This is a genomic window from Myceligenerans crystallogenes (assembly GCF_039529775.1).
Lineage (GTDB): Bacteria > Actinomycetota > Actinomycetes > Actinomycetales > Cellulomonadaceae > Myceligenerans > Myceligenerans crystallogenes.
In genome coordinates this window covers 128,010-154,044 of the sequence record NZ_BAAANL010000006.1, presented here as the reverse complement: position 1 = coordinate 154,044, position 26,035 = coordinate 128,010, and the positions used below count along the sequence as shown (strand labels likewise).

Below are 26,035 nucleotides of genomic sequence, written 5' to 3'. Positions count from 1 at the left end.
AAGAGATGGTATGGTGCCGGACTTAGAGCGACACACTCCTATATGTCCGGCAGCAGTGCCACACTGACCGACGGGTGCACCGATGAGCAGCTCGATCACTCTCGACGACCGTGATGACGTCGCGGGCAGCGCCGCCGATGCCGGCGGCCGGGGAGGACGGCCGCTGCGGCTCGGCGATCCCGCGTCCGTTCCGGCCGTCACCGGACTCTGGACGGCGCACGACGACGTCGCCCGGCTCCGCGACGAGTGGGGCGACGCCGCACCCGTCGAGCTGGCCCCCGGCGCCCGCGCCTGGCTGGTCACGGAGTACCGCACGATCGTCGAGATGGCGCGCGGCCGCTTCCCGCTGTCGGCGGCGGCCGGCACCTGGAGCGGCCACACCGGCCGGCCGGGCGCGGCGGCCTCGCCCCTGCTCCAGCCGCTGGTGGCCTCCCGCCGTCCCATCGTGGGGCAGGCGGACGGCACCCTCCACGAGCGGCTCCGCACCCCGATCGACGAGGTGTTCGGCTCGGTCGACGAGTCCGAGGCCGCGCGGATCACCCGCGCCACGTGCGAGGACCTCGCCGGCAGGTTCGCGGCGACCGGCGTCGCCGATCTGGTGCGCGAGTACGTCGAGCCGATCCCGCACCTGACCTTCGGCGTCGTCATGGGGTTCGATCCCGCCACGGCGCGGCAGGTGTTCGACGCCGCCGCGCGGGCCGGGGCGGGCGACGCGTCCGCCGTGCACGAGGTGAGCTTCCTGCTCACGGGCCAGAAGACGGGCCCCGCCGGGCGCCTCGCGCGGCACGCCGCGTACGAGAGCACCGCGGAGGCCGCCCTCGGCCTCCTGTCGCTGGTCGCCACGGCCTCCCAGGGCCTGCGGGCCTGGCTCGGCCAGACGCTGCACCTCTCCCTGACCGACGCGCGCTTCGCGAGCCGCCTCACCGGCGGCCAGCTCGGGATCGACGAGGCGCTCGACGAGGTGCTGTGGGCCGCGTCGCCGGTGAGCGCGCTCGCCCCCCGGATCGCCGCCGAGGACTTCCTGCTCGGCGACAAGCTCGTGCAGCAGGGCGACGCCGTCCTGCTCGGCGTCGGGGCGCTGGGCTCCGACCCGGGGCTGCGCGCCCAGGGCGACACGTCCGGCAGCCGCGCCCACCTGGCCTTCGGGGCGGGTGCCCACGCGTGCCCGGCACCGCGCCTGGCCCGGCTGATCGTCCGCACCGCGGTCGAGACGTTGCACCACCGCCTCACGCCCACGCTCGCCCTGCGGCCGGAGGAACTCCGCTGGACGCCCGACCTCCGGTTCCGGCTCCTGGAAGCGCTGCCGGTCGTCTTTCACCCCGAGAACGCACCGGAAGGGACATCGTGACGCGCACGACGCGTGTATCCAGGGTTCTCAACACCGTCTTCGCCCCCGTGGTCCGGGGGAACCGGAACCCGGAGGGCGCGTGGGCCAAGGCCGCCGCCGCGGTGGAGGCCGAAGCGGGCACGAGCGACCCGGAGTTCGCCGCCGGCCTGGGCATCGTGGCCCGGAGCATCGGCGAGGAACCCCGCCTCACCCCGCTCGGCTGGTTCTTCGCGCTGGCCTCGATCAAGGACCGGTACGCGAACCGGCTGCGCATCAAGCGCCTGCTGAGGGAGCACCCGCAGATCGCCGACGAGCAGATCACCGCCCCGGTGTTCGTGCTCGGCCTGCCGCGCACGGCGACCACGCTGACCCACCGGGTCCTGGCGGCCTCGGCCGACCACCGCGGCCCGATGCTGTGGGAGATGACCCGCACGGACCTCGAGAACCCGGCGGCCGCCCGGAGCGAGATCCGCAAGCTCGACGTCGGCACCCGGCTGATCATGAACCTCTTCTCTCCCGGCCTGCTGCACATGCACCCGACCAGCGCCGAGAAGCCCGAGGAGTCGCTCCTGCTCCTCCCGCACGGGACGTTCTGGCCGCTGTTGTACGGCGCGATGCCCGCCTACCGCCAGTGGTACGCGGGCCGCAGCCGGCAGGAGCTCTTCGAGGACTACCTGTGCCTGAAGCAGGGCCTGCAGGTGCTGCAGCACGGCCGGGTGCCCCGGCGCTGGGTCCTGAAGTACCCCGGGCACGTGGCCGACATGACCACGATCCGCGAGGTGTTCCCGGACGCCACGTTCGTGTGGACGCACCGGGACCCGGCGTCCGTCGTCGGCTCCACGTGCAGCCTGCTGGAGACGGTCTGGTCGCAGTACCAGAAGGATCCGGATCCGCTGGAGATCGGCGCGTTCGTGCTGGAGACCATGGCCACGTGGGTGGAGCGAGGGCTGGACGCCCGGCTCGACCTGCCGCCCTCGGCGATCGTCGACGTGCCCTACCACACGCTCGCCGCCGACCCGCACACCCAGGTCCCGCGCCTGTACGCCGCGATCGGGGCGACCTGGACGCCGGAGGACGAGGCGCGGCTCGGCGAGGTGGTCGCCAAGCCCGCGGGCACGCGCCCGCACCGCTACGACATCGCGCGGTACGGCCTGCGGCCGGAGCAGATCGAGGAGGTGTTCGCGCCGTACCTGCGCCTGCTACCGGGAATCGATGTCCTGGACGCGGAGCCCACGGCAGAACTCTGACAGCACCCCGTTCCGGGCACCTCTTGCAATGCTTGGCCGACAGGTCCAGTTTTGGGAAACCTTGCCCGTGATAAGCCGATCGGCGCCGTCGGCCGCAGACTGTTCCTGCTGCCCCCGGTGCGGATGAACAACGCCCAGGTTCCCCCCGTCCGTGATGCCGTGGAGCAGCAGTCCATGAAAGTGATCCAATGGGGAGGAACCCATATGCGTTCGATCAAGCTGCTCCCGGTCGTGGCACTGCTGGCCGCCGGAGGGCTGGTGGCCGCGCCCGCGCAGGCCGCCGAGTCCGAGGTCGGTCCGGCGGCTGCCGGCTACTACACCGGGCAGGCGCACGGCATCTCCGCGACCGTGGAGCTGCCGCTGCTCGGGCCGATCGTCGTGGCCCCGCAGCCGAACACCGGTGAGATCGAGACCTCCCAGAGCCTCGCCACGGACGTCGACTGCACCGCTGAGGTCAGCGCGATCGTGCTGGACGCGGCCGTGCTGTGCCCGAGCGTCGTCGTCGACGCCGCGGCGGGTACGTCGGTCGCGAAGACGACGATCGAGGAGGTCTCGCTGAACCTGCTGGGCGTGCCGGCGATCGTCGTCGAGGACCTGACGGCCACGGCCGCCAGCTCGTGCGACGGCGCCACCGGCGACGTCGACCTCACGCTCCGCGTGGGCGACGAGGTCATCCTCGTCGACGACCCGAACCTCTCGATCGAGATTCCGGGCGGCGAGATCGTCGTGAACCGGCAGGTTCCGGCGGCTGAGGGCACGGGTATCGAGGTGACGGCCGTGGTCGTCAAGCTCGAGGGTCTGGCCGACATCGAGATCGGTCACGCCGAGTCTGCGGTCCACTACTGCAGCTGATGATCGGTGAGTGAGCCGCCGCCGGGCACCCAGTGCCCGGCGGCGGTGCTGTGTTCCCGGGCGTCAGCCCCGGTGGACGCAGGACGGGGCCGCCGTCGGCATCGATGACGCCGGCGACGAGGAGGCGGACGGCGCGGACGGCTCGGGGGCGACGACGCGCGGCGGCTCCCGGTGGGTGACGCCGTCGAGGAGGTCGAGCCGGGAGGGCTGAGGGTCGGGGTCGGGGCCGGCCAGCAGGCCGCGGAGGCGGTCGAACAGATGCACGGGGCCACCTTGGGTGAGGTGAAGGGGCTTCGTGGCCAGACATTGCACCATGCCGTGGCCCGGCGGCAAACCGGGTCCAACCGCTGGAACGATGGTCGCCCGGGCCAACGTTACCGAACAGCTCTCATCGACGGTCCCGGACGGGTGAATTCCCGGGCCCGCCCGCGCCCCGTGGCGACCTGCACAGCATCTTCTCAGGCGGCCCCCGGAGTTCTCCGACGTAGCCGGGTGATGCTTGTCGTCATCCCAGGTGAGGCCCGGACGAACCTGGGGAAGGGAGCCGGAGGATGAACGTCACGCCCGAGAATCGCCTGGTCGTGGTCGCAGGGCTGCCCGGTGCGGGCAAGTCCACGTTGCTGGCCCGGCTCGCCGACGGCCCGGAGCTGGACCCGGCCGGCGCGGCGCCTCGTGTGCTCGACTCCGATCTGCTGCGCCGGTGGTTCGCGCGCCGCCTGCCCCGCGTGCCGTACCGGGCGTACCGCGGTGCGGTGCACGCGGTGCACGCGCTGTGGACCCTGCTGCAGGTGATGCTCGGCCCCCGGCACGGGGCCGACGCGCTGCTGGTCCATGCCACGACCCGGGGGGCGGGCCAGCGGGCGCTGGCCCGGTTCGCGCGCGCGTACGGGTGGCGTCCGGTGCTCGTGGTGCTCGACGTCCCGGTTGCCGACGCCCTGGCGGGGCAGGCCGACCGCGGGCGCGTGGTGAACGAGCACGGCTTCGCGCGGCACGTGCGGCGGTGGCGGGCGGCCCGGTCCGGGATCGCGCCGGCGGCGGGGCCGGCGGCCTGGCCGTGGGACGAGGTGCGGGTCGTCGGGCGTCAGACGGCGCTGGCCCAGGTGCGTGAGCTGCTGCGCCGGCGCCTGGGGACCGCGGCGGAGCCCGCCGCCCGGCGCTGACGCGGACACGATTCCCGCCGCCCGTGGATGTCGGACAGGGGTGGAATACTGCGTGACGCGGTACGGAAGCTGACTCTGACCTGCGCGAGGACGGTAGGGAAAAATGGACGTCGACGTGATCTCGGCAGAGATGTTCGTGGGGGTGGCCGTCGCGCTGCTCGCCGCGTTCGCCAAGGTGCTGGTCGACCGGTTCGGCAGCGGCGTGCTCTGGCCGCTGCTCGTGCTGAGCGTGCTGTGCAGCGTGGCGCTGGGGCTGATCGGGCTCCAGACCCGTGACAACAGCTTCACGCTCGCCGGTGGCGTGGCCCTGCTCGGCGGGATCATCGGGGCCGCGACCGTGCTGCTCCGCAAGCCCGGCGGCCCGGGGAGCTGAGGGCCGCGGGGCCGGGCGAGGCCGGGCCGGGCCGGGCCGGGCCGCTGGTTGTACCGTTCATCCATGCGACTCGCGGTGCTCGACATTGGCTCCAACACCGGACACCTCCTCGTGGTCGACGCGCACGGCGGCGCGGCGCCGCTCCCGGCGTCGTCGTTCAAGCAGCCGCTGCGGCTGGCCGAGCACCTCGACGACGACGGCGCGGTGACGCCGTCCGGCATCGACGCGCTGGCCGGGTTCACGGCCGCGGCGATGCAGGTCGCGGAGGACAAGGGCTGCGCGGACCTGCTGGCGTTCGCGACGTCCGCGGTGCGCGACGCGGTCAACGCGGACGAGGTGCTCGACACCGTGACGGAGCGCACCGGGACGCGCCTGGAGGTGCTGCACGGCGAGGACGAGGCGCGCCTGACGTTCCTGGCCGTGCGGCGGTGGTTCGGCTGGTCGGCCGGGAGGCTCGCCGTCTTCGACATCGGCGGCGGCTCGCTGGAGATCGCCGCGGGCAAGGACGAGCTGCCCGACGTCGCCTGGTCGCTCCCGCTCGGCGCGGCGCGGCTCGCGCGGTCGCTCGGGCCGTCACCCGACGACGGCGAGATCCGCGCGCTGCGCCGGCGGATCCGCCGGGAGATCGCCCAGGACGCCGGCAACCTGCTGCGCGGGGGGCGCCCCGACCGCGCGGTGGCCACCTCGAAGACCTTCCGTTCGCTCGCGCGCATCTGCGGCGCGGCCCCCGCGGCCGACGGCATGCTGGTGCGCCGCGGCCTGCCCCTGGCGGGCCTGCGCGAATGGATCCCGAAGCTGAGCGCCATGACCCGCGACCAGCTCGCGGACCTCCCGGGCGTGTCCCCGAGCCGCGCCCACCAGATCGTGCCGGGCGCGCTGGTGGCCGAGGCCTGCATGGACATCTTCGACCTGGCGGAACTCGAGATCTGCCCGTGGGCCCTGCGCGAGGGCGTCATCCTGGAACGGCTCGACACGCTCCCGCACCGCGACCGCACGACGGACGCGTAGGGCGCCGGCCGCCGTCAGCGGTCGTGCCGGAGCAGGTACCCGTTGGACACCACCGTGAACGCGGCCCGGCGCTCCGCGCCGCCGGGGAGCCGGACCCGGGCGGCGGCGTCGGCGGCGCGCCAGACGACGCCCTCCGCGGGACGGCAGATGCCGATCGCGGAGCCCAGGTGGTCGGCCTCGGCGAGCGACTGCTCGACCGACTCCGGGAACGTCAGGTCGTCACGCACCGGTACGGACAGCTCCAGCACCCAGCGCGGCCACCGCGCGCGCGGCAGGTCGGCGCCGTCGACGTGCACGCCGAACAGGGCCAGGTGCCGGCCCAGCACGCGCAGCGGGTTCGCCCGGATCCCCTCGCCGAACACCTCGCCGTGGAGCGCGACGCGGCGGCCGGGCCACTCCTGCGCGATCCGCTCGAGCAGCCAGTGCCCGCGCGCCATCTGCCACAGGATGTTCTCCTCGCTCTCCACGAGGTCCCCGTTCCGCCCGCAGACCCCGGCCGTGTCCTGGACGCCGTCCACGTAGAAGGTCGACGAGGCGCCGTCGATCTTCTCCGTGGCGATCCACCCGAGGTCGCGCGCCCCGAGGATCTCCGGGACGTTCTGCAGGCGGGCGACACCTGTCACCGGGATCCACGGCGGGCGCGGCCCGAGCACCTCACCCGCGAGCGCGGCGGGCAGGGGCGGCTCCCACGCCACGACGCCGAGCCGCCGCGTGACGTCGGTTCCGGGCGCGAGGCCCTCGGCCTCCGGGAACAGGCCGACGGGCAGCGCGAGACCCTGCGAGTACCGGCCGTGCAGCCGTCCGGTCGTCAGGACGTGCCCGCGGACGCCGTCGCCCCGCGTCCGCAGGCCGCGGGCGGCCAGGAACTCGAACCGGGGGTCGGCGACGTCGAGGAACGAGTCGGCCTCGAGGTACAGGCACAGGTCGCCGGCGGCGAGCTCGCCCGCCCGTACGACGACGTCCCAGCCGCGCACCCGGGCGCGTTCGATCGCGTCCGCGCCGGGGACCGGCGTGATCCCCGCGACGGTCTCGACGGTCGCGAGGGCGCGGCCCCCGGTGGGGCCCGGCGGCACGGCCCCGGGGGCGGCGGAACCGGGCGGGAGGATCTCGGGGGCTGGGGTCTGCGGTGTCAGCATGGCGGCATGATGAGAGCCCTGCCGAGACCGGAGCAACCGCCTTCTTGTATATGTTGCGTCAGTAGGCTTTCGCCGGTATTGGAAAGCTCGCGCCGCACGGTGAACTTCAGGTGAACCATTCTCAGACGCAGGCATGTCGGGCATCGCCTGGCATATCCGTCTGGGATCATCGCGCAGGTCAGGGTGTGCGTCCGGGCACGACAGGCCGGACGCGCGCCAGGTCCCACAGGGAGGTCCCAGCGCAATGGACAACGCCACGGGCAACACGGCCACGCGGCAGAAGACCGCAGGTAAGAGGGGGGCGTTGTGGTTCGCCGGGATCGTGCTGGCGGGCGTCGCCGGCTTCCTCGTGTGGGTCGGGGTGACGAACGCCCGGAACCCCGAGGAACCCGTCACGCTCACGGTGCTCGCCGGCTCGGAGCTCCGGTCGGTCGTCGAGAACCCCGAGGTCGCCGAGAGCCTGCGGCGGTCGACCGGCGTGACCCTCGTGCCGACGTACGCCGGCACCCTGCAGGGCGCGGAGTCCGTCGTGGGCGGCTCCCCGAAGTGCGACGACGGCGCCGGGAAGCAGGTCGACTGCGACCTCGCCTGGTTCTCCTCCGACCGCTACATGAACCTCCTGTTCGAGGAGCGCAAGGCCGAGAACCCCTCCGCCAGCCGTCCCTGGGCCGCGTCCACGGGCGAGACCGGCCGTTCTCCCGTCGTCCTCGGCGTCAAGCCCGCGGCCGCCCAGCGCCTCGGCTGGGAGGAGGGCAGCACGGTCCCGTGGACGCAGATCGCCGACGCCGCCGAGGCCGGCGAGCTGTCGTTCTTCATGACGAACCCCGCCGCCTCCAACTCGGGCTTCTCGGCGCTGGTCAGCGTCGCCTCGGCGTTCCACGACAGTGCCGCGCCCATCACCGTGGAGGAGATCGACGACGCCGCGCTGACCGGCTTCTTCTCGGGCCTGGTCCGCACCGCGGGCAGCTCCGGCTGGCTGTCCCGCGAGTTCACCGCGAGCCAGGACGAGGCGGACGCCCTCATCAACTACGAGTCGGAGCTCGTGGCGCTGAACCAGTCGGGCGACCTCACGGAGAACCTGGTGATCGTCTACCCGGACGAGGTCGTCTACGCCGACTACCCGCTCACCCAGATCGACGCGGCCCACGGCGACACCTTCGCGGGCATCGACTCCTGGCTCGACGAGACCGCGACGCAGGAACTGCTCACCCGCGTGTCCTACCGGCGCCCGCAGTCCGCCAGCGACGCCCTGCCGGACGCCGCGATCCCGAAGGCCGACCCGAACCCGGTCGCCCTCCCCGAGGACCTCAACACCGCCGACCGCCTCATCGACAACTACCTCAAGGACTACCGCGATCCCGCGAACACCATCTACGTGCTGGACGACTCGCGCTCCATGGCGGGCACCCGGATCAACCAGCTGCAGCAGGCCTTCGGCGACCTGACCGGCAACGACACCTCGGTCACCGGCCAGTTCGCGCGCTTCCGCGAGGGCGAGCGGATCTCGATCATGCCGTACGCGCGCAAGCCCGGGACGATCGACACGTTCCCGCTGGAGGACCCCGAGTCGAGCCCGGCCGAGCTCGACCCGATCCGGGACTACGTCCGGACCAGGATGAGCGCCGAGGGCGACGCGACCGCCATCTACGAGGCGCTCGCGGTGGCCTACCGGGACATCGCGTCCGACACCACGACGGCCGAGGGCTACTACACCTCGATCGTCCTGATGACCGACGGCGAGAACAACGCCGGCGCGTCGCTCAGGAGCCTGGCCGCCTTCGAGGCCGCCTTCGAGCAGGAGGGCTGGGCGGACCTCGGCGTCCCGGTGTTCGTCGTGATGCTGGGCGACGACCGGCAGGCGGTCGCCGACGTCACGCGCCTGGCCGAGCTGACCGGCGGCCGCACCTTCGACGCCGCGCGGAACTCGATCGCCTCCGCCTTCAAGGACATCCGCGGCTACCAGTGACCCGGGCCGCGGCCGGCCGGGGCAGCGGCACGCCTGCCCGTGCCACTACCCCGGCAGCTTGCGGGTGCGCGGCTCAGACGACGCGAGCCGTGAAGGAGGCCCCGCGCGAGCCGGCCAGGTCGGCGGCGACCGTCATCGGGTCGCCGGTGCCGACCTGCAGGCGGCTGCTCGACCAGGCCACCCGGTCGTACCGCTGCGGGACCTCGAAGCGGATCACCAGCCGCGAGACCGAGCACGTCGGGTCGGACACGGCGATGCGGGCCTCGTCGCTGCTTCCCGTGACCAGGAGGGCGCACGGGCCGTCGGCGCGCACCGGGCCGTCGTCGACCGCCTCCCACAGGTGGGCGAACAGGTACCAGCGGTCCTCCCGCTGCACGCGCACCACGTGCGCGAGCGGGTCCTTGCGGAGCACCTGCACGGGGCTGTCCATCGCGTGCGCCCGCGTCTGCGCCGCCGAGGCGCGGGGCAGGATCACGTACGCGTACCGGTCCCCGCCCGTGCCGCTCGGGTGCACGAGCGAGAGCGTCGCGTAGGTCCGGGTACGGGTGTCCGTGGAACCTGCCGTGTCCGGCCCGGAGTTGATGTCCCGCCACGAGCCCGAGCGGTCCCCGAGCACCGCGCGCGCCGCGTAGTCGCCGAGGAACACGTACCCGGCCACGCCGTCGAGGTGCGCCCAGGCGGGGGCGTCCAGCTCGCGCCGCTCGCCGGTCCCGAGCGGGCTGCCGTCGACGACGAACCCGGGCGCCGGGCCGGGGCGGAACGCGCGGTTCTCGATCGTGGTCTCCGCGCCCGGGCCGGTGACGATGATCCCGGACCCGATCGCGACGACGCCGTCCTCCAGCAGGAACCACGACTTCTTGCCCCGCACGTCGCCCAGTTCGTTGGTCAGGTTCATCCCGGCGGTGCCCCAGCGTCCCGCGAGGCTGACGCCGCCGCCCCAGACGTTGTCCGCCCGGGGGACGGGCGTGCCCGCGTCCGGGCCCGGGATCCGCCGGGCGATCGACGCCGTCGTGCCGGGCAGGCGGTACGGGTCGACGGTCGGCCAGTAGTCGTCGGCGAACTGGTCGTTGTCGTCGTCCAGGTAGAGGTACGCCGCGCCGTCACCCTGGTGCCACCCGTAGCGGTTCTCGCCGTTGCCCCAGCCGTAGCGGCCGATCCGGGCCGACGACGTCGCCACGGAGTACGCCCAGCCGGCGCCCCGGTGGGCCATGCGCTCCTGGTACGGCGTGCGTACGTGCCCGAGCGGCTCCGGGGCCGGGGCGATGTGGTGGTCGCCCAGGAGGGCCTCGGCGCGCTTGAGGTCCGACAGGGTGGTCGCCGAGGCGAGGTAGTTGCCGCTGGACCGCTCGAGCCAGCCCTTGGCGAGCCCGAGGTAGGTCTCCCGGTACGACCTGTCGACGTGACCGGCCAGCAGCATGACGGCCTCGACCGTGTCCCAGCCGTCGCGCTGACCGGTCTCGTGCTGCCGGGCCACCGCCCGCCCGCGGACCGTCTCCATCATCCGGCCGTTCCACAGGAACGGCGCGAACGTCCGCTCCACGCTGTCCAGCAGCGGCCGCAGGGTGGTGCGGGGCAGGTCCCACGGGCTGCCGTCGAGCAGCATGACCGACGGGGCGAGGGCGGCGAGCGCGGACTTGCCGTAGGTGCCGGCCTGGGGGAGGCGCTCGTGATGGAGGTACGAGCCGTCCGAGTAGAAGCCGTCGCCCGAGGTGACGTAGGCGAAGAGGCTGTTGGCCCCGCCGCCCGCGGAGTCGGACAGCGCGTCGCGGGCCGCCGCGATGTCGTCGGCGGAGCGCGCGGCGATCCCGCGCAGCAGGCAGGCGAGGCACTTGTCGGCGCGGTTCGCGCCCGTGGCCGGGCGGTCGCTCGCCTCGATCCGGTTCGGGTCGGGCGTGAAGTGCCGCAGGGCGCCGACGGCGCGTTCGGCGTCGTCCTGCGGCAGGACGGGGGCGAGCAGGAGCGTGAGGTCGCCGAGCACGCGCGGGATGCCGATCTCCCAGAACCACCAGTTGCCCGACGGCGGGGTCGACGGGTTGTACCAGGAGTCCGTCATGTGCCGGTACCAGGTGACCAGCGCGCGTTCGACGTCGTGCGCGTGGTACTGGGCGGCCCCCGGGGTGGACCAGGCGGTGGCGACGGTGAGGATGCGCCGGTAGGTGGTCGTGACCGCGGCCGGCGCGGGGCCCTGCATCGGCAGGTCCGGCCAGATGTCGCCGCCCGAGGCGGGGGAGTGGTCGGCGGTGTCGTAGTGGCGGGCGGCGGACCGGGAGAGCTCGTCGATCTTCGTGGCGATCGCGACGGACGCGAGGCCGATTCCGGCGCCCCCGGTGAGGTGGGTCGTCCACCGGTCCCGCAGGGCGTCGAAGTCGCTCGAGGGCTGGAGGCCGCCGTGGCCGAGGGGTGCGGCGGCTGCGTCGTCAGGGGTGCCGACGGCGATCGCCAGGGAGGCTGCCGTGCCCAGGATCAGGGCGTCTCTGCGGGTCAGGGGCTTGCCAAAGCGTCTTTCCATGAGGGCCTCCCACATTCAAGGGGACCCGTAATAGGTGCACGGTCTCCCCTAAAACGAGTTTGCCATGCCCTAGCGGAAACGCACACCGGAAAAGATTTGATCCACCATTTCTCGACAATGCTTCATGCCCGCCGATCTACCTCACAAGACCCGTGTCGCCCGTGGGTTTTGAAATGACGTTAAGGCAATTCATGCCGGTTAATTCGGGCGGGCGGATCAGCGGGAGAAGGCCGGGGGCTTGCCCGTGGGGACCGGGGGCTTCGTGCGCTCCTGCGCGGTGTCGCCCACGGCGTCGCGCACCGCCGCGTAGCGGGCCCGGAGCTCCGCCTCCGGGAGGGTGCCCTTGCCGGGATCGGACAGGGCGTCCCGCAGGGCGCGGAGGCGGTGGCCGGCCGCCCGGTCCACCGTCGTCGGCGTCCACTTCACCGCCGTGACCCGGGCCGGCTTGCCCGGCGCGGCCTGCGTGACCGTCGCGGTCATCAGCACGCCGTTGGAGGTGCGCGCGTCGCAGCACTCGGAGCTCTGGTTGGAGATCATGTTCCCCAGCCCGTACGCCACCCACATGCCCTTGCCGTCCGGCCCGCCGTCGAGGCGCGCGATCCGCTGCGGGATGTGCGCGTGGTGCCCGATGATCAGGTCGACCTTCCGGGAGGCGGCCAGCCGCTTGGTGACGGTCTCCTGCTGGTCGGTGAGGTCCTCGGTGTACTCGACCCCGGCGTGCATGCTGACCACCACGAGCTCCGCGCCGTCGCGGCGGGCCTGCTTGGCCTCCTTGATGATCCGGTCGGCGTCGAGCAGATCGACGGACCAGGGCTTGCCCTCGGGCACGACGAGCCCGTTCAGCCCGTACGTCGCCGACAGGTGCGCGACGTCGATCTCGCGTCCCTCGCGCGCCAGCGTGTAGACCTGCGGCGTGCGCTCGGACTTCTTGCGCGCCGTGCCGACGTGCCCCAGGCCCTCCTCGTCGAGGGCGTCGAGCGTGGCGGTGATGCCGTCGAACCCGCGGTCCACCGAGTGGTTCGACGCCGTCGAGCAGCCGTCCCAGCCCTGCTCGGCGACGTCGGTGACCAGCTTGCGCGGGGCGGCGAACATCGGGTAGCCGCTCGGCTCCTGGCCCGGCGGCACGACGGGCGCCTCCATGTGGCACAGGGCCAGGTCCGCACCCTTGACCCAGGGGTCGAGCCCGGCCAGCAGCGGGGTGTAGTCGAGGTCCCCGTTCGCCGCCGCGCTCTGGTTCAGCGGGTCGTGCGGGAGGATGTCACCGGCCGCGGCGATCGTGAACTTCACCGGCTGCGGGGGCTCGACCGACGCGCGGGTCGCCCCCGGGGCGGAGGCGGTGGCGGTCGCCTCGGACGACTCCGCCGCCGGGGAGGTGCAGCCGGCGCAGGCCAGCGCGACGACGCCGGCGATCGTCAGGGCGAGGCGGGCGCGGCGCGCGCCGCCGCGCGCCGCGCCCGTGAGGGAGCCGTTGCTGCCGTACGAGTTCACGAGCCCGAGTGTAGGTGCGGGATTGCCCGTTCAGCCGACAATCCGGGGGTGGTTCACGGGATCCGCCAGCGTTGCACGGACGAGCCGTCGCAGTTCGCGATCTCCGTGCGGGTCCCGTCGCTCTGCACGCGGCCCGCCGGCTGCAGGCAGCGGCCGGAGTTCGGGTTGCGCAGCGCGCCGGTCGAGCCGTCGTGCGTCCAGCGCTGGGCGCCCGTGCCGTTGCAGTCGTAGAGCTGGACCCGTGTGCCGGCCGCGGTGCCCGCGCCCGCCACGTCGAGGCACTTGCCCAGGGCGCGCACGGAGCCGTCGCCGGCGAACGTCCACGACTGCGCCGCGTTCCCGTTGCAGTGGGCGAGCTGGATCGGCGTCTCGTTCGCGGTGCTCGCGCCCGCGACGTCGAGGCAGAGGCCGTTCGACGCCGTCACCGTGCCGGTGCGGGTCCCGCCGCTGCCGCCCGTGCCGTCGTAGACGCGCACGTAGTCGACGACCATCTGCTGCGGGAACTGGGTGGTGCCGTCCGGGTAGCCGGGCCACGCGCCGCCGACGGCGAGGTTGAGGATCATGAAGAACTGCTGGTTGTAGACCCAGGTGCCGGGCACGTCCGCCGGGGTGCGGGTCTGGTAGACCGTGCCGTCCACCGACCAGCTGATCCGGTCCGGCGACCAGTCGATCGCGAAGGTGTGGAAGTCGTCGGCGAACGACCAGCCCTGCGGGTGCGTGTACGCGGCGCCGATGCCGCCCGCGCCCGAGTAGCCCGGGCCGTGCAGGGTGCCGTGCACCCGGTGCGGTTCCTTGCCGACGTTCTCCATGATGTCGATCTCGCCCGAGTTCGGCCACGGCGTGCCCGGGAACTGCCCGCCGAGCATCCAGAACGCGGGCCAGATGCCCTGGCCGCGCGCGATCTTGATGCGCGACTCGATGCGGCCGTACTGCGGCTGGTACTTGCCCTTGGTGGTCATCCGCGCCGACGTGTACCCGCCGTCCGCCTCGCGGCGCGCGGTGATGACGAGGTTGCCGTTGCCGTCCAGCGCCGAGTTGTTCCGGCTCGTCGTGTAGTTCTGGAGCTCGCCGTTGCCCCAGCCGCCGGCGCCGGTCTCGTGGTTCCACTTCGTGGCGTCGGGAGCGGCGCCCGCGGCGCCGTTGAACTCGTCGGACCAGGTCAGGGCGGCGGCGGACAGGTCGGCGGCGGCCGTGCCGGCGCTCGTCCGCGCGGGGACGACGGCGTTCGCCGCGACGGCCGCTCCGGTCGCCAGCAGCCCGGCGATCGAGACGGAGGCGACGAGGGCGGCGACACGGGGACGACGGGCGAGCGGTGAGGCGCGCATGAGCTGCTCCTTTGCAGACGCGGGGCGCGGTCAGGTAGCTGACTGGCCGGTAAGTAATGGCAACCTACTGCGTGGGCCTCAATACCGGCAAGAGGGAAAACCACATACCTTGCGCGCCTTCTCGCCCGCAGGGGGGAACCGCCCCTCCGCCCCGCGGGGGACCCGGTTCCGACTTCCGGACCATTGTGCGAGGTCAGCGCGGGATCTTTGATGGGAGGCATGACCACGAGACGCACGGCCGCGCTGGTCGCGGCACTTGCCCTGATGACCACGGCGGCCGCGCCCGCCATGGCCGAGCCCGCCGCCCCCGGCGCGGACGCCGCCCGGGCGCCCGCGGTCGCGGCCCCTGAGCTCGACTGGCGCGACTGCCCCGACGGCGCCGACGCGTTCGACTGCACGTCCGTCGAGCTCCCCAGCGACTACGACCGCCCGCACGGCCCGACGACGACGGTCGCGGTGACCCGCCTGCCCGCCACCGGCCCGGGCGAGCGTCTCGGCAGCGTGTTCGTGAACTTCGGCGGGCCCGGCGGCGAGGGGGTCTCCACGCTGCACGCCATCGGGCACGAGCTGTTCGAGCCGTCCGTCCGCGAGAAGTTCGACATCGTGGCGTTCGACCCGCGGGGCGTCGGCGCATCCGACCCGGCGACCTGCTACCCGGACCAGGAGTCCGAGGACGAGGCCCTCGCGGGCATGCTCGCGCTGCCGCACGACCGCCGCCAGGAGCGGCGGTTCCTCGCCGAGGCCGCCCAGGTGGGCCTCGCCTGCGCCACCATGTCGCCGGACCGGTTCGGCACGGCGTCGTCGGCCAACGTGGCGCGGGACATGGACCTGCTGCGGCAGGCGGTCGGCGACGAGAAGCTGACGTACGTCGGCTACTCGTACGGCACGATCCTCGGCGCCACCTACGGGATGCTCTTCCCGGGCAACGTGCGCGCGATGGTGCTCGACGGGCCGCTCGACCCGCGCCAGTGGTCCGGCGTCGGCTCCCGCGAGCTGCTGGGCACGCGGCTGCTGCAGGCGCGCGGCGGCCACGAGGCGTTCGCCGAGCTGTGGCGGCTCTGCGAGCAGGCGGGCCCGGCGGAGTGCTCGACGGCGGGGCTGGGGGACGCCGCGACGGTCGCCGAGCAGGTCCTGACCGAGATCCGCCGCACGCCGGCCGAGGTGCCGATGCCCGACGGCGGCACCATCACCTACACCTACGACATGCTCCTGCTGGAGACGTTCTTCAGCCTCTACACCGTGGCCGGGTACGAGCCGGTCGCCGACGTCTACACGTACTTCGCGGGCCTGCTCGGCATCGGGCCGGCGACGCGCTCCCGGACGGCCGCGCCGGACGTGCCCGAGTTCCGCCTGGGCCGCGAGGACTACCCCTCGGTCGGGACCGCGCTCGGGACGCTGTGCGCCGACGTGGAGGTCCCGCGCAACCCGCTGACCTACCCGCGCCAGGTCCGTGAGCTGAACGAGCGGTACCCGCACTTCGGGCTGCTGCGGGGCTGGGTCGGCGTGCACTGCGCCTTCCTCCCCGTCGAGGACGAGGACGCGTACCAGGGCCCGTGGATCCAGTCGGCCCACGTGCCGGTGCTGGTGATCGGCACGCGCTTCGACCCGGCCACGCACTACGACCACACCGCCCCGTACGCCTCCCTGTGGCCCGACGCCCGCACCCTGACGATCGAGGGCTACGGCCACACCAGCCAGAACGCCGCCAGCCCGTGCGCCCACGCGGCGATCGCGGACTACCTGCTCACCCTCGCCGCGCAGGACGGCACGGTCTGCGAGGGCGCCAAGCCCTTCACCCCGGCGGACCCGCGGGCCACGAACGAACTGCGGCCCGAGCTCCCGGCCCCGTTCTGACCGGCCCCCCGCCGGGCGGGGATCTCCGGCTCACGGCCGGAGATCCCCGCCGCGTCACGCCGGCGTCAGGCGGAAGATCGGGAAGACGCGGCCCTGCGCCGTCTTCTCGTAGTCGGCGAAGCCCGAGGAGAACTCCTTGAACTTCTCCCAGACCACCTCACGGGTCTCGCCCTCGAGCTCCGTGACCGCCGTCGTGACGGTCTCGACCGTGTTGGTCTCGTCGGCAGGCACCTCGAGCTCGACCTGCTCGGCGCGGCGCAGGCCGTAGACCCACGCCGGGTGCTTCGGCGAGCCGCCCGCCGAGCCGACGACGTGCCACGCGCCGTCGTCCCGCACCGCCGCGAGCGGCGCGATGCGCTCGCCGCCGTCCTTCTTCGGCACGTGCACGAGCACGAGGGCGCGGCCGAACGGCATCGGCTCGTTGACCTCTCCGCCGTTCGCGCGGAAGGTGTCGATGATCTGCTGGTTGAAGTCCATGCCCAGGCCAACGTGCCACGGGTGCGCGCACATTCCCTCACCGGGCGGGCCGCACCAGGGGACGCGGCGGCCTTGGTTACGCTGCGAGGCATGGACATCGCCGTCGCCGGAAGTCACGGGTTCATCGGGTCCGCGCTGGTGACCGATCTCGCCGCCCGCGGGCACGCCGTGCGGCGGCTCGTCCGGCGCGGGACGGGCCCCGACCGTTCGCGAACGGCGGACGACGACGGCGCGTCCCGCGTCACCGAGGCCGGCTGGGACCCCGCCGCCGGGCAGCTCGACCCGCGCGTGCTCGAAGGCGTCGACGCCGTCGTCAACCTCGCCGGGGCCGGCGTCGGGGACCGGCGCTGGACCGCCGCCTACCGCCGGACGATCCGTGAGTCCCGCACCCGCGCCGGCGGGCTGATCGCCCGGGCCGTCGCGCAGCTCGGCTCGCGGCCCGCCCTGGTGCAGGCGTCGGCCGTCGGCTACTACGGGGACCGCGGCGACGAACCGCTCACCGAGAGCTCCGCGCCCGGCGACGACTTCCTCGCCGGCGTCGTCCGCGACTGGGAGGACGCCGCCGCGCCCGCCGCCGACGCCGGCCTCCGCGTCGTCCACCTGCGCACCGGCATCGTGCTCGCGCCGCACGGCGGCGCGCTCGCGCGGCTCCTGCCGCTGCTCCGGCTCGGCCTCGGCGGGCCGCTCGGCAGCGGCCGGCAGTGGTGGCCGTGGATCAGCCTCCCGGACGAGATCGCGGTCCTGCGCAGGGCGATCGGGGACGACGCCGCCGGCGGCCCCGTGCTGAGCGGCCCCGTGAACGCCGTCGCGCCCGGGCTCGTCACGAACCTCGAGCTCACGCGCGCGCTCGCGGCCGGGCTGCGGCGGCCCGCCGTCGTCCCGGCGCCGGCGTTCGCGCTGCGTGCGGCGATCGGCGGGTTCGCCGCCGAGCTGCTCGCGTCCCGGAGGCTCGCACCTGCGTCCTTGCGGGAGGCGGGGTTCACCTGGCGGCACGAGACCGCCGGGTCCGCGGCGGCCTGGATCGCCGCCGGGCCGCGCCGAGCCGTTCCGCCGGACCCGGCTTGACTTGGAGTGCGCTCCAACTCCTACGGTCGCTGTCATGACCACCACGGCGCTGGAGCAGTTCCGGGACCTGATGGCGGGCGACGCGGACGGGGACCCGCGCGCCATGCTCGAGACCGTCGTCGGGTTGTTCGACGCGCGGTTCGACGGCGAGAGCGAGCTGACCATCGCCGAGGTGAGCGAGCTGGTCGGGGTGAGCGCCGACACGCTCCGGTACTACGAGCGGGCCGGGCTGGTGAGCGTGCCCCGGCGGAGTTCCGGGCACCGGCTGTACGACCGGGCCGCGATCGGGCGGGTCGTGTTCATCTCGCGCCTGCGCGCGTCGGACATGCCGATCCGCGACATCGAACGGTACGTCCGGCTCGTGGAGGAGGGCGAGCACACCGTTCCCGACCGGCTCGGGATCCTGCTGGCCCACCGCGAGCGCGTCCGGCAACGGCTCGCCGACATGCGCTGGGCGCTGGCGATCGTCGACTTCAAGATCGACAGGTACGACGGCCCGGCGGCCGGCCGGGCGCCGGCGTCGTGCCTACCGACATCCACCGAGAGGAACTGAGATCGCGATGACCACGACCACCGTTCCGAGCCGCAGGCTCGGCGACCTGACCGTCCCGGCGCTCGGGCTCGGCTGCATGGGCATGAGCTTCGCCTACGGCCCGGCGGACGCGCGCGAGTCGCTCGCGACGCTGCACGCGGCGCTCGACGCGGGCGTGACCTTCTTCGACACCTCGGACATGTACGGCGGCGGCCACAACGAGGAACTGCTCGGCACGGCGTTCGCCGGGCGCCGCGACGAGGTGATCCTCGCGACGAAGTTCGGGATCCTCACCGACGAGTCCGGGTACCCGACCGGCGAGGTGAACGGCCGTCCCGAGTACGTGCGCGCGGCGATCGACCGGTCGCTGCGGCGGCTGGGGACCGACCACGTCGACCTCTACTACGTGCACCGGCCCGATCCGGACGTGCCGATCGAGGAGACGGTGGGCGCGATGGCCGAGCTCGTCGGGGCCGGGAAGGTGCGGCACCTGGGGCTGTCGGAGGCGTCGGCCGGGACGGTGCGCCGGGCCGCGGCGACGGCGCCGATCGCGGCGCTGCAGACCGAGTGGTCGCTGTTCTCGCGCGACATCGAGGACCAGGTCGCACCGGCCTGCCGCGACCACGGGATCGGGCTCGTGCCCTACAGCCCGCTGGGGCGCGGGATGCTGACCGGGGCGGCGTCGGCCACCACCGAGCTGCCCGAGCGCGACTTCCGCCGGACGCTGCCGCGCTGGCAGGGCGAGAACCTGGCCGCGAACCTGCGGCTGGTCGAGGAGGTGCGCGCCGTGGCCGCCGAGGTGGAGGCGACGCCGGGGCAGGTGGCGCTCGCGTGGCTGCTCGCGCAGGGGGACGACGTCGTGCCGATCCCCGGGACCAAGCGGCGCGGGTACCTCGGGGAGAACGTGGCGGCGCTCGACGTGGTGCTGACGGCGGACCAGTGGGCGCGGCTGAGCGGGCTGACCGCCGCCGGGGAGCGGTACGGCCGGGCGTCCGGGCCCGCATGGATCAACCGGGACACGCGGCCCAGGGATCGATGTCCCGGGGGAACTGGTTGATAGACGGCGAAGCGGACAGGTAAAGTTCACCCCTCGGCCTTGCCGTGGTCGGGCCTGCGTCGACTGAGGGAACCACCATCTACGACGTCCCCCATTGCTGAGGAGATCAGTATGTCCGAGACCAAGAGCGTCGCGACCAACCTGGTCCGGCTGTTCGTCGCCGTCACCGCCGCGTTCGGCTTCGTCGTCAGCGGCGTCGTCGTGGCCGCGCCGGAGGCCGAGGCCACCGTCTACAGCTCGTGCACCCACTACGGCTGCGCCGAGGCGCGCAGCTCGAACTCGATCTGGGCGTCCAAGGGCTACCCGGGTACGCGCGGCTGGTACAGCTGGCCCGACGGGCAGTGCAACTTCGCCGGCGGCACGTTCTACAACCGCGAGGGCCAGCTGCCCTCCGGCTACTCGTACCGCGAGTTCGACGTGACCCCGCGGGCCTGCGGCGCGGCGCGTCAGGCCTGGCGGCTCGTGCGCAACATGAACACCGGTGTCGTCTACTTCTCCCCGGACCACTACAGCAACTTCTACCGGCTCTGAGCCGGTGAGGTGAACCGGGCCCGCGCGTGCGCGGGCCCGGTTCCGCGCTTCCTGAGAACGGATACCTTGCGGCCATGACCGACGACCTGCCCGTCCGCACCCTCGACGGCGCGAGCTTCACCGATTTCGAGGGGTTCGCGGCGGCGTTCTCCCGCCTGCTGGACGGCCACACCTGGACCGGCAACCTCGACGCGTTCAACGACATCCTGCGCGGCGGCTTCGGCACCCCCGAGAACGGCTGGATCCTGCGCTGGACCCACTCGGCGGCGTCCCGCGCCGCCCTCGGCCCGGAGAAGTTCGACGTGATCGTGGAGATCCTCCGCGACCACGGCCCGGGCGGCCCGGAGTCGGCCAGCGGGATCCACCTCGAGCTGTCCTGAGCGCGGGCGACGCGGCGCCTCCGGCCGGAGCCGCCGCGTCGCCCGCTTTCACCCGCCTACCGCGCGGCCGCCAGGGGCGAGACGCGCAGCGTGCTCACGAGCGGCGCGTGCGAGGCCCGCAGCAGGACGCCCGGCCACGTGTCGCTCGCCCAGGTGGTGCCGTCCCAGTTCGGGGCCGGTTCCGAGGCGAGGCGGATCGTGTTCTCGCCCGCGGTCAGGCGCACCGGGACGGTCAGGTCCGCGAAGGCGTTCGCGTGGAACGTCGTCGGGAACAGGACCGGGGTGGCGGCCGCGCCGTTGACCGAGATGTCCGCCCGGCGGGCGAGCGGGTTCGGGTTGTAGTGCGAGCCCTGCGACCACTCCGGGTTGGCGTAGCGCACGACCATCGCGTACGTCCCGGTCTCCGGCACGGAGACCCGGAACGTGGCGGTGCTGCCGTTGCCCGGTGCGCCGCCGATGCCGTCGACCGCGACGCCGTCGTCGGCGAGCGACAGCTCGCGGACCGACGCCGTACCGGCGAGCTCCGCGTCCCGCGCCCCCAGCTCGACGACCTCGAGCCGGCCGTTCCCGGCGCCGACCGTGATCCGGTCCAGCACCAGCCCGCCGGAGCGCCCGGTCACCGTCACCTTGTTCACGCCGCCGGACAGGTGCACGGCCGCGGACCGCGACCCGTTGAGGTTGAGCACGTCGTGCCCGTTCACTGCGACGGTTCCCTTCCCGCGCCCGACGACGTCGGCCCCCAGCGTGGCCTCGCCGTCGACGGGCGAGTACACCCAGAACGTCGCGGACCTGCCGGCCCCCAGCTCGACGGCCCCGCCGCCCGGCTCCGCGGTTCCCGCGACGCCGTACACGGCCCGCCCGCCGTGGTCCGAGTGCTCGGCCTGGTACACCGACGTGGCGGCCGCCGGGTTCGGCAGCGACAGCGTGATCCGGTCCACGAGCGCGTCGCCCGCGGTCGCACCGGTCCCGTCGAGGCTCTGCGCGGCCAGCGAGATCGTGTGCCTGCCCGCTGTCAGGTCCACGGTGGTGCCGGCGTGGTCCCAGACCACCCACTTGTAGCCGAGCGGCAGGTGCAGCTCCTGCTCGGCGGCGCCGTCGACCCGGACGAACACGTTGGTCGGCCCCTGCTCGGCCACGAGATCGAACGTGTTCAGGCTGTTCGCGAACACCGACAGGTCGTAGGTGCCGTCGCGTGGCACGTCCACCTCGAAGTCGAGGACGACGTCGGACCCGGTCCGCAGCCCGCCCACGTCGTACCCGCCGGACGTGTAGAACCTCGCGACGTCAGCCGGAGACCCCTCGGGCCCGTTGCGGCTGTACCCGGTACCGGAGTGCGCCGCGTCCTCGGCCTCGTAGCTGCCGGTCCAGAGCGAGGGCGCGGCAGCCGTCGTCGTCCCCGTGACGCCGGACGACGCCGCAGGCGTCACGACCACCTCGTACGCGCTCGACTCCTCCAGCAGCGGCAGCTGCTGCCCGTCGAACTCGACCGCCACCACATCGGCGCCGGACACCGGCAGGGTCAGCTCCGCGACGTGCCGCGGCTGCGGGGAGTCGCCGAGCTGGCCCGTCCACGGGATCTCCCGCACCAGCACGCGCACCCGGTCGCCGAAGACGTCCCGCGGCACGTTCACCAGCTCGACCGGCGCCCTGCCGTCCGCCCCGCCGAACAGCGTGCGCGAGACGCGCCGCCGCTCGTCGAGCGACGAGATGCCCTGCAGCGTGTAGTTCTCGCCCGGGAACGGCGGCGTCACCGCGACGGTGTGCCCCGACATCTGCGCGTACGCGTTGAACAGCCACCACTGGCCGTTGCCGCGGTTGGCCTCGACGGCGGAGTCGGACAGGTTGCCGTTGATGTTCCAGAACGCGATCATCCCGTCGACCTTGGAGTCCTCCAGCGCGGACATCCACTGGATCATCTGGCCGGGGACCGACGTGTGGTAGTTGAACGCGTACTCGTTGACGTTGACCGGGAGCTCGGTGCCCTCCAGCTCGGTCCCCTCGAACGCCGCCGCCTCCCAGCCGCGGTACCTGGCCACGGACTCCCGGATCTTCTGCGGGTGCGACAGTTCGTGCCACGTGATGACGTCCGGCACGGTGCCCGCCTCGACGGCGTGCTCCAGGAAGCCCTCGACCTGGTCGTACAGGATGCTCGTGCCCGGGCCGCCGACCCGCATGTCCGGGTAGCGCTCCTTGATGGTGCGGTAGGAGGCGTCCCACGCGGCGAGGTAGTCGGCCGGGTCGTCCAGCCAGGACGTGCCGTCCAGGCTCCATTCGCCCGTGCCGAACATGTTGCCCTCGGGCTCGTTGAACGGCTCGATCACGAGGTTGTCCCGCAGCTCCGGGTCCAGCGTCGCGATCTTGTCCAGCTGCTCGCCGAGCACGCGCGCGAAGTCCGCGAGCTTCTCCTGCGGCGTGTCACCCGGCCACTGGTACGGGAACCCGCGGTAGTAGTCGGTGACGCGCACGTAGACGTCGCCGCCGGTCGCGCCCGCGAGCGGCGCCACCACCTCCAGCGCGTCGGAGCCGGGGTGCTGCGACCCGTCCTGCGCCTTGGTCGCCACGGTGCGCAGCTTCATGCCCTCGATGACGTTCGACGACGGCACGCCGGGCCCGTACAGCCCGTACAGGCTCCCCGAGGCCCCGCCGTGGAACGGGCCCGTGTCCTGGCCGAGGTCCACCCGGAGCTCGCCGCGGAAGACGGTCACCCGCGCGGTCAGGGTCGCTCCGGCGGCGGTGCCCCGGACGGTGTAGGTGCCGGCCTGCGCGTACCGCGACGGGTCGACGTCGTCCCACGTGGCGGCCACGTCGCGGTCGTACCCGTCGGAGAACGTCGCGCGGACCGTCTCCGGCAGCGCCGGCGCGGCGCCGACCAGCGTGCGCAGCTCGTGCTCCGTCGTGGTGGGTCCGACGGCGGTCGCCGCCTCGCCCGCCAGGCCCGCGACCTCGGCCGCGCCGAGTGCCGCGCGGTAGATCCGGAAGTCCCGCACGGCGCCGTCGAACAGCGGGTCCGGGTAGAACGACCGGCCGATGTACCCGGCCCGCTCGGCGCCCGCGCCGAGCAGCGCGCCCGCCGTGGCCGACGTCGGCGCGGACGCCACCGCCGCCCCGTTCAGGTAGGTGGTGACCAGCCCGGCCGACGTGTCCAGCGTGGTGGTGAGCGTGACCCACTCGCCCGCGCGCGGCGCGTCGTAGCCGGACACCTTGGCCTCGCCGCCCGCGGAGCTCGTCGTGACGGCGGTGCGCAGCGTGCCCTCGCCGCTCGACGGCGTCGTGAACAGGTACCTCTCCGTGTTCGTGCCGAGCGCGAAGAGCCACTGCCATGGGCCGCCGGTGCCGTCCCAGCGCACGCGCGCCGAGACGGTCAGGTCCGTGGCGCCCTCGATCGCGCCGCGCGGGATCGAGACGTGCCCGCCGCCGGTGCCGCCCGCCAGGTCGAGCGCCCGGCCGCCGTCGGCCGCCACGACCGACGCCTCGCCCGCGAGCGTGCCGTCCAGGCCGTTGCCGGAGACGTCGGGGACCCTCGTCCCGTCGATCCCGTCCATCGTGTAGTGCAGGTGGGGCACCGCTTCCTCCGTGTCGTCGGCCGACGCCGCGCCGGCGCCGGTGATCGTTCCCGCCGCGAGCGCCAGCGCCACGGCGGTGGCGGCCGCGGGCCGCCGTCTCCCAGGGACAGTTCTCGTCATCGAGCCCTTCCTCGTGTCTCGGTACGTCAGGTGCCGCGGGCCGGGACGAAGACCCGCATGGTGGCCGGGCCGTGCTCGGCCCAGCGGTGGTAGGGGATGAGGGTCAGTTCGCGGGTGCGGGACGACGACGGCGCGGGTGGGCCGCTCGTGAACGGGGGCGTGCCGGCGGGGTGGGCCGGGGGAGCGTCGACCTGGGCGCGGATCACGGCGCCGTCGCCGGAGGCGATCGGGGGCGTGGTGGTGTCGATCCGGACGCCGGCCGGGTCGAGCGGGGCCGTGCCGGTCCCGGTGGATCCCGCGGTAGGTGCCTCGAGGCACAGGACCAGCGGCCCGCGCTCCACCGCGACGGTGCCGCGGAGGGCGTCGACGCGGGGGTCGGGCCAGGTGTAGCGGGGGGTGGTGGGCAGGTCGAGGGCGACGACGTCGCCGGGCGCGAACGTGCGCCGGACCTCGGCCCAGCCCGGGGCGACGGCCTGCGGGTCGCCCTGCCCGGCGCCCGCGGCGCGCGGGGCGGTGAGGGTGGCGCCCCCGGCCCACGACGGGACGCGCAGGCGCAGGGTGACCGGGCGGGCGGGCGCCTCGGTCACCTCCACGTGCACGTGCCCGTGGTGCGGGTAGCGGGTGGTGACGTGCAGGCCGAGCGTGGCGCCGTCGTGCAGGGTGAGGCGGAACGTGCCGGGGGCGTACTGGGCGAGCGTGACGGCGTCGTCGTCGGTGAACGCCGTGTAGGCCTGCCACGACGCGAGCGTGCGCGCGACGTTGGTGGGGCAGCACGACACGTCGAACCAGGGGGCGCGGACGCCGCCCTCGGCGCGCGGGTTGACCTCGTCGGGGAGCACCTCGCCGCCGGCGACGCGCTGCTGGAGCGGGTTGGCGTAGAAGAACGCGCGCCCGTCCGCGCGCGGCGACGTCGCCACGACGTTGTACGCGGTGCGCTCGACGAGGTCCGCGTAGCGCACGTCGCCCGTCGCCAGGAGCAGACGCCACGACACCATGACCGACGCGATCCCCGCGCAGGTCTCGCAGTAGGCCCGGTCCGCGGGCAGCTCCCAGTCGTCGCCGAAGCCCTCGTCCTGGTGCCGCGAGCCCATGCCGCCGGTGAGGTAGGTGCGGCGTTCCACGGTGCGGGTCCACTGGCGTTCGATCGCGGCCAGCAGCTCGGCGTCGCCGGTGTCGACGGCGACGTCGGCGGCCGCGGCCGCGAGATACAGCGCGCGGACCGCGTGGCCACGCCACACGCCGGCGTCGCGCACGGGGACGTCGTCCTGGAAGTACGACGGCGCCAGCAGCGCGATGGGCGCGAGCGTCCCGTGGCCGCGTCGCTCGACGAACAGCCTGGCCTGCTCGGTGTAGCGCGGCTCGCCGAGCGCCCGGCCGAGCTCGGCCAGCCCGAGCTCGATCTCGGGGTGCCCGCAGATCTGCTCGCGGGCGCCGGCCCCGAACTCCCGGCAGACGTGGTCGGCGGCCCGGACCGCCGCGGCCACGAAGGGATCGGTCAGGGCCTCGGCCGGCGCCCGTCCCGTGCTCCGGAGGCGGGCCACGGCGGCCTGGAGCAGATGGCCGGTGTTGTAGAGCTCGTGGCCGCTGGACAGGTCCGAGTAGCGGGGCGGGCGGCCGGGGTGGCCGTAGCAGGTGTTGAGGTAGCCGTCCTCGTCCTGGGCCGCGACGACGCGGGAGCCGAGCTTCTCGAAGGTGGCGTTGACCTCCGGGTCGCCGGTGCGGCCGTGCTCCCAGGCCAGGGCCTCCAGGAGCTTGTAGATCTCCGAGTCGGAGAACTGCCAGCCCGGGCGGGCCGCGCCCGCCGTGGTGCCGTCGGCGACCCGGTCGAAGCTGGCGATCCAGCCCAGGCGCTCCATCCAGTCCTGGCAGTGCGCCAGGGTGGCATCCGCGTTCGTCTCCTGGAGCGCGCCCCAGAAGCCGCCGTCGAGCCGGACCTCGCCGAGGCCGGCGCCGCGCCGCGGCCCGGCGGGGGCGACGGGCCGCGCGAAGATGTGGTTCACGTGCACCTTTCGTTCGTCTGACGTCTCCTCGTGCTCGGCTGCGGGCGAGCCCTTCGTCGACATCG

21 protein-coding genes are annotated in these 26,035 nt (G+C 73.8%); 13 read left to right on the top strand and 8 right to left on the bottom strand.

Annotation, left to right across the window (positions count from 1 at the left end):
- Positions 1 to 82: 82 nt before the first annotated feature.
- From ABD208_RS15305 to ABD208_RS15295, 3 genes are all read left to right on the top strand, one after another.
- Entirely contained in the window at positions 83 to 1,348 is a 1,266-nt protein-coding gene (locus ABD208_RS15305) for a cytochrome P450 family protein (RefSeq protein WP_344104465.1), read from the top strand.
- Entirely contained in the window at positions 1,345 to 2,574 is a 1,230-nt protein-coding gene (locus ABD208_RS15300) for a sulfotransferase family protein (protein WP_344104462.1), read from the top strand. Before ABD208_RS15305 ends, ABD208_RS15300 begins: the two co-directional genes overlap by 4 nt.
- Positions 2,575 to 2,778: 204 nt before the next feature.
- Positions 2,779 to 3,426 carry a choice-of-anchor P family protein gene (locus ABD208_RS15295; protein WP_344104460.1) on the top strand — a complete coding sequence of 216 codons (648 nt, stop codon included), beginning with the start codon at positions 2,779 to 2,781 and terminating at the stop codon, positions 3,424 to 3,426.
- 63 nt (positions 3,427 to 3,489) lie between these two features.
- Here the strand turns inward: ABD208_RS15295 and ABD208_RS15290 are convergent, their stop codons facing one another.
- Positions 3,490 to 3,690, bottom strand: coding sequence for a hypothetical protein (locus ABD208_RS15290; protein WP_344104458.1), 201 nt, complete (start codon positions 3,688 to 3,690; stop codon positions 3,490 to 3,492).
- A 287-nt stretch (positions 3,691 to 3,977) separates the two neighbouring features.
- On the opposite strand from ABD208_RS15290, the gene ABD208_RS15285 reads away from it, so the two are divergent.
- The 3 genes from ABD208_RS15285 (at position 3,978) to ABD208_RS15275 (ending at position 5,967) form a co-directional block, all read left to right on the top strand.
- Positions 3,978 to 4,586 carry an AAA family ATPase gene (locus ABD208_RS15285; RefSeq protein WP_344104456.1) on the top strand — a complete coding sequence of 203 codons (609 nt, stop codon included), beginning with the start codon at positions 3,978 to 3,980 and terminating at the stop codon, positions 4,584 to 4,586.
- A 103-nt stretch (positions 4,587 to 4,689) separates the two neighbouring features.
- Complete coding sequence (locus ABD208_RS15280) at positions 4,690 to 4,959, top strand: hypothetical protein (RefSeq protein ID WP_344104453.1); 270 nt, start codon at positions 4,690 to 4,692, stop codon at positions 4,957 to 4,959.
- A 63-nt stretch (positions 4,960 to 5,022) separates the two neighbouring features.
- Positions 5,023 to 5,967, top strand: a complete 945-nt coding sequence (locus ABD208_RS15275) for a Ppx/GppA family phosphatase (RefSeq protein ID WP_344104451.1) — start codon at positions 5,023 to 5,025, stop codon at positions 5,965 to 5,967.
- A gap of 14 nt (positions 5,968 to 5,981) precedes the next feature.
- On the opposite strand, the gene ABD208_RS15270 is transcribed toward ABD208_RS15275, so the two are convergent.
- Positions 5,982 to 7,103, bottom strand: coding sequence for an RNA ligase (ATP) (locus ABD208_RS15270; protein ID WP_344104449.1), 1,122 nt, complete (start codon positions 7,101 to 7,103; stop codon positions 5,982 to 5,984).
- 244 nt (positions 7,104 to 7,347) lie between these two features.
- Between ABD208_RS15270 and ABD208_RS15265 the strand changes: the two genes are divergently transcribed.
- Positions 7,348 to 9,069, top strand: coding sequence for a vWA domain-containing protein (locus ABD208_RS15265; protein WP_344104447.1), 1,722 nt, complete (start codon positions 7,348 to 7,350; stop codon positions 9,067 to 9,069).
- Positions 9,070 to 9,142: 73 nt separating this feature from the next.
- Here ABD208_RS15265 and ABD208_RS15260 read toward each other — a convergent pair whose 3' ends face one another.
- From ABD208_RS15260 to ABD208_RS15250, 3 genes are all read right to left on the bottom strand, one after another.
- Positions 9,143 to 11,578: a polysaccharide lyase 8 family protein gene (locus tag ABD208_RS15260; RefSeq protein WP_344104445.1), complete on the bottom strand. Its 2,436-nt coding sequence runs from the start codon at positions 11,576 to 11,578 to the stop codon at positions 9,143 to 9,145.
- A 216-nt stretch (positions 11,579 to 11,794) separates the two neighbouring features.
- Positions 11,795 to 13,066: a CapA family protein gene (locus tag ABD208_RS15255; protein ID WP_344104443.1), complete on the bottom strand. Its 1,272-nt coding sequence runs from the start codon at positions 13,064 to 13,066 to the stop codon at positions 11,795 to 11,797.
- A 53-nt stretch (positions 13,067 to 13,119) separates the two neighbouring features.
- On the bottom strand, positions 13,120 to 14,391 hold the full coding sequence (locus ABD208_RS15250) for a family 16 glycosylhydrolase (protein ID WP_344104441.1): 1,272 nt from the start codon (positions 14,389 to 14,391) through the stop codon (positions 13,120 to 13,122).
- Positions 14,392 to 14,610: 219 nt separating this feature from the next.
- Between ABD208_RS15250 and ABD208_RS15245 the strand changes: the two genes are divergently transcribed.
- Positions 14,611 to 16,245, top strand: a complete 1,635-nt coding sequence (locus ABD208_RS15245; RefSeq protein WP_344104439.1) for an alpha/beta fold hydrolase — start codon at positions 14,611 to 14,613, stop codon at positions 16,243 to 16,245.
- Positions 16,246 to 16,299: 54 nt separating this feature from the next.
- On the opposite strand, the gene ABD208_RS15240 is transcribed toward ABD208_RS15245, so the two are convergent.
- Positions 16,300 to 16,722, bottom strand: a complete 423-nt coding sequence (locus tag ABD208_RS15240; protein ID WP_344104438.1) for a nitroreductase/quinone reductase family protein — start codon at positions 16,720 to 16,722, stop codon at positions 16,300 to 16,302.
- Positions 16,723 to 16,812: 90 nt separating this feature from the next.
- On the opposite strand from ABD208_RS15240, the gene ABD208_RS15235 reads away from it, so the two are divergent.
- From ABD208_RS15235 to ABD208_RS15215, 5 genes are all read left to right on the top strand, one after another.
- Positions 16,813 to 17,787 (top strand): TIGR01777 family oxidoreductase, encoded by a 975-nt coding sequence (locus tag ABD208_RS15235; protein WP_344104437.1) that lies wholly within the window; start codon positions 16,813 to 16,815, stop codon positions 17,785 to 17,787.
- A gap of 34 nt (positions 17,788 to 17,821) precedes the next feature.
- A complete protein-coding gene (locus ABD208_RS15230) occupies positions 17,822 to 18,340 on the top strand; it encodes a MerR family transcriptional regulator (protein WP_344104435.1) in 519 nt (172 codons plus the stop codon).
- A gap of 7 nt (positions 18,341 to 18,347) precedes the next feature.
- Positions 18,348 to 19,376 carry an aldo/keto reductase gene (locus ABD208_RS15225; protein ID WP_344104433.1) on the top strand — a complete coding sequence of 343 codons (1,029 nt, stop codon included), beginning with the start codon at positions 18,348 to 18,350 and terminating at the stop codon, positions 19,374 to 19,376.
- A gap of 111 nt (positions 19,377 to 19,487) precedes the next feature.
- Entirely contained in the window at positions 19,488 to 19,907 is a 420-nt protein-coding gene (locus ABD208_RS15220; protein WP_344104431.1) for a ribonuclease domain-containing protein, read from the top strand.
- Positions 19,908 to 19,981: 74 nt separating this feature from the next.
- Positions 19,982 to 20,287 carry a barstar family protein gene (locus tag ABD208_RS15215; RefSeq protein ID WP_344104429.1) on the top strand — a complete coding sequence of 102 codons (306 nt, stop codon included), beginning with the start codon at positions 19,982 to 19,984 and terminating at the stop codon, positions 20,285 to 20,287.
- 56 nt (positions 20,288 to 20,343) lie between these two features.
- Here the strand turns inward: ABD208_RS15215 and ABD208_RS15210 are convergent, their stop codons facing one another.
- Complete coding sequence (locus ABD208_RS15210; RefSeq protein ID WP_344104427.1) at positions 20,344 to 23,970, bottom strand: LamG-like jellyroll fold domain-containing protein; 3,627 nt, start codon at positions 23,968 to 23,970, stop codon at positions 20,344 to 20,346.
- 26 nt (positions 23,971 to 23,996) lie between these two features.
- Positions 23,997 to 26,033 (bottom strand): glycoside hydrolase family 127 protein, encoded by a 2,037-nt coding sequence (locus tag ABD208_RS15205; RefSeq protein ID WP_344104425.1) that lies wholly within the window; start codon positions 26,031 to 26,033, stop codon positions 23,997 to 23,999.
- Between the last annotated feature and the right edge of the window lie 2 nt (positions 26,034 to 26,035).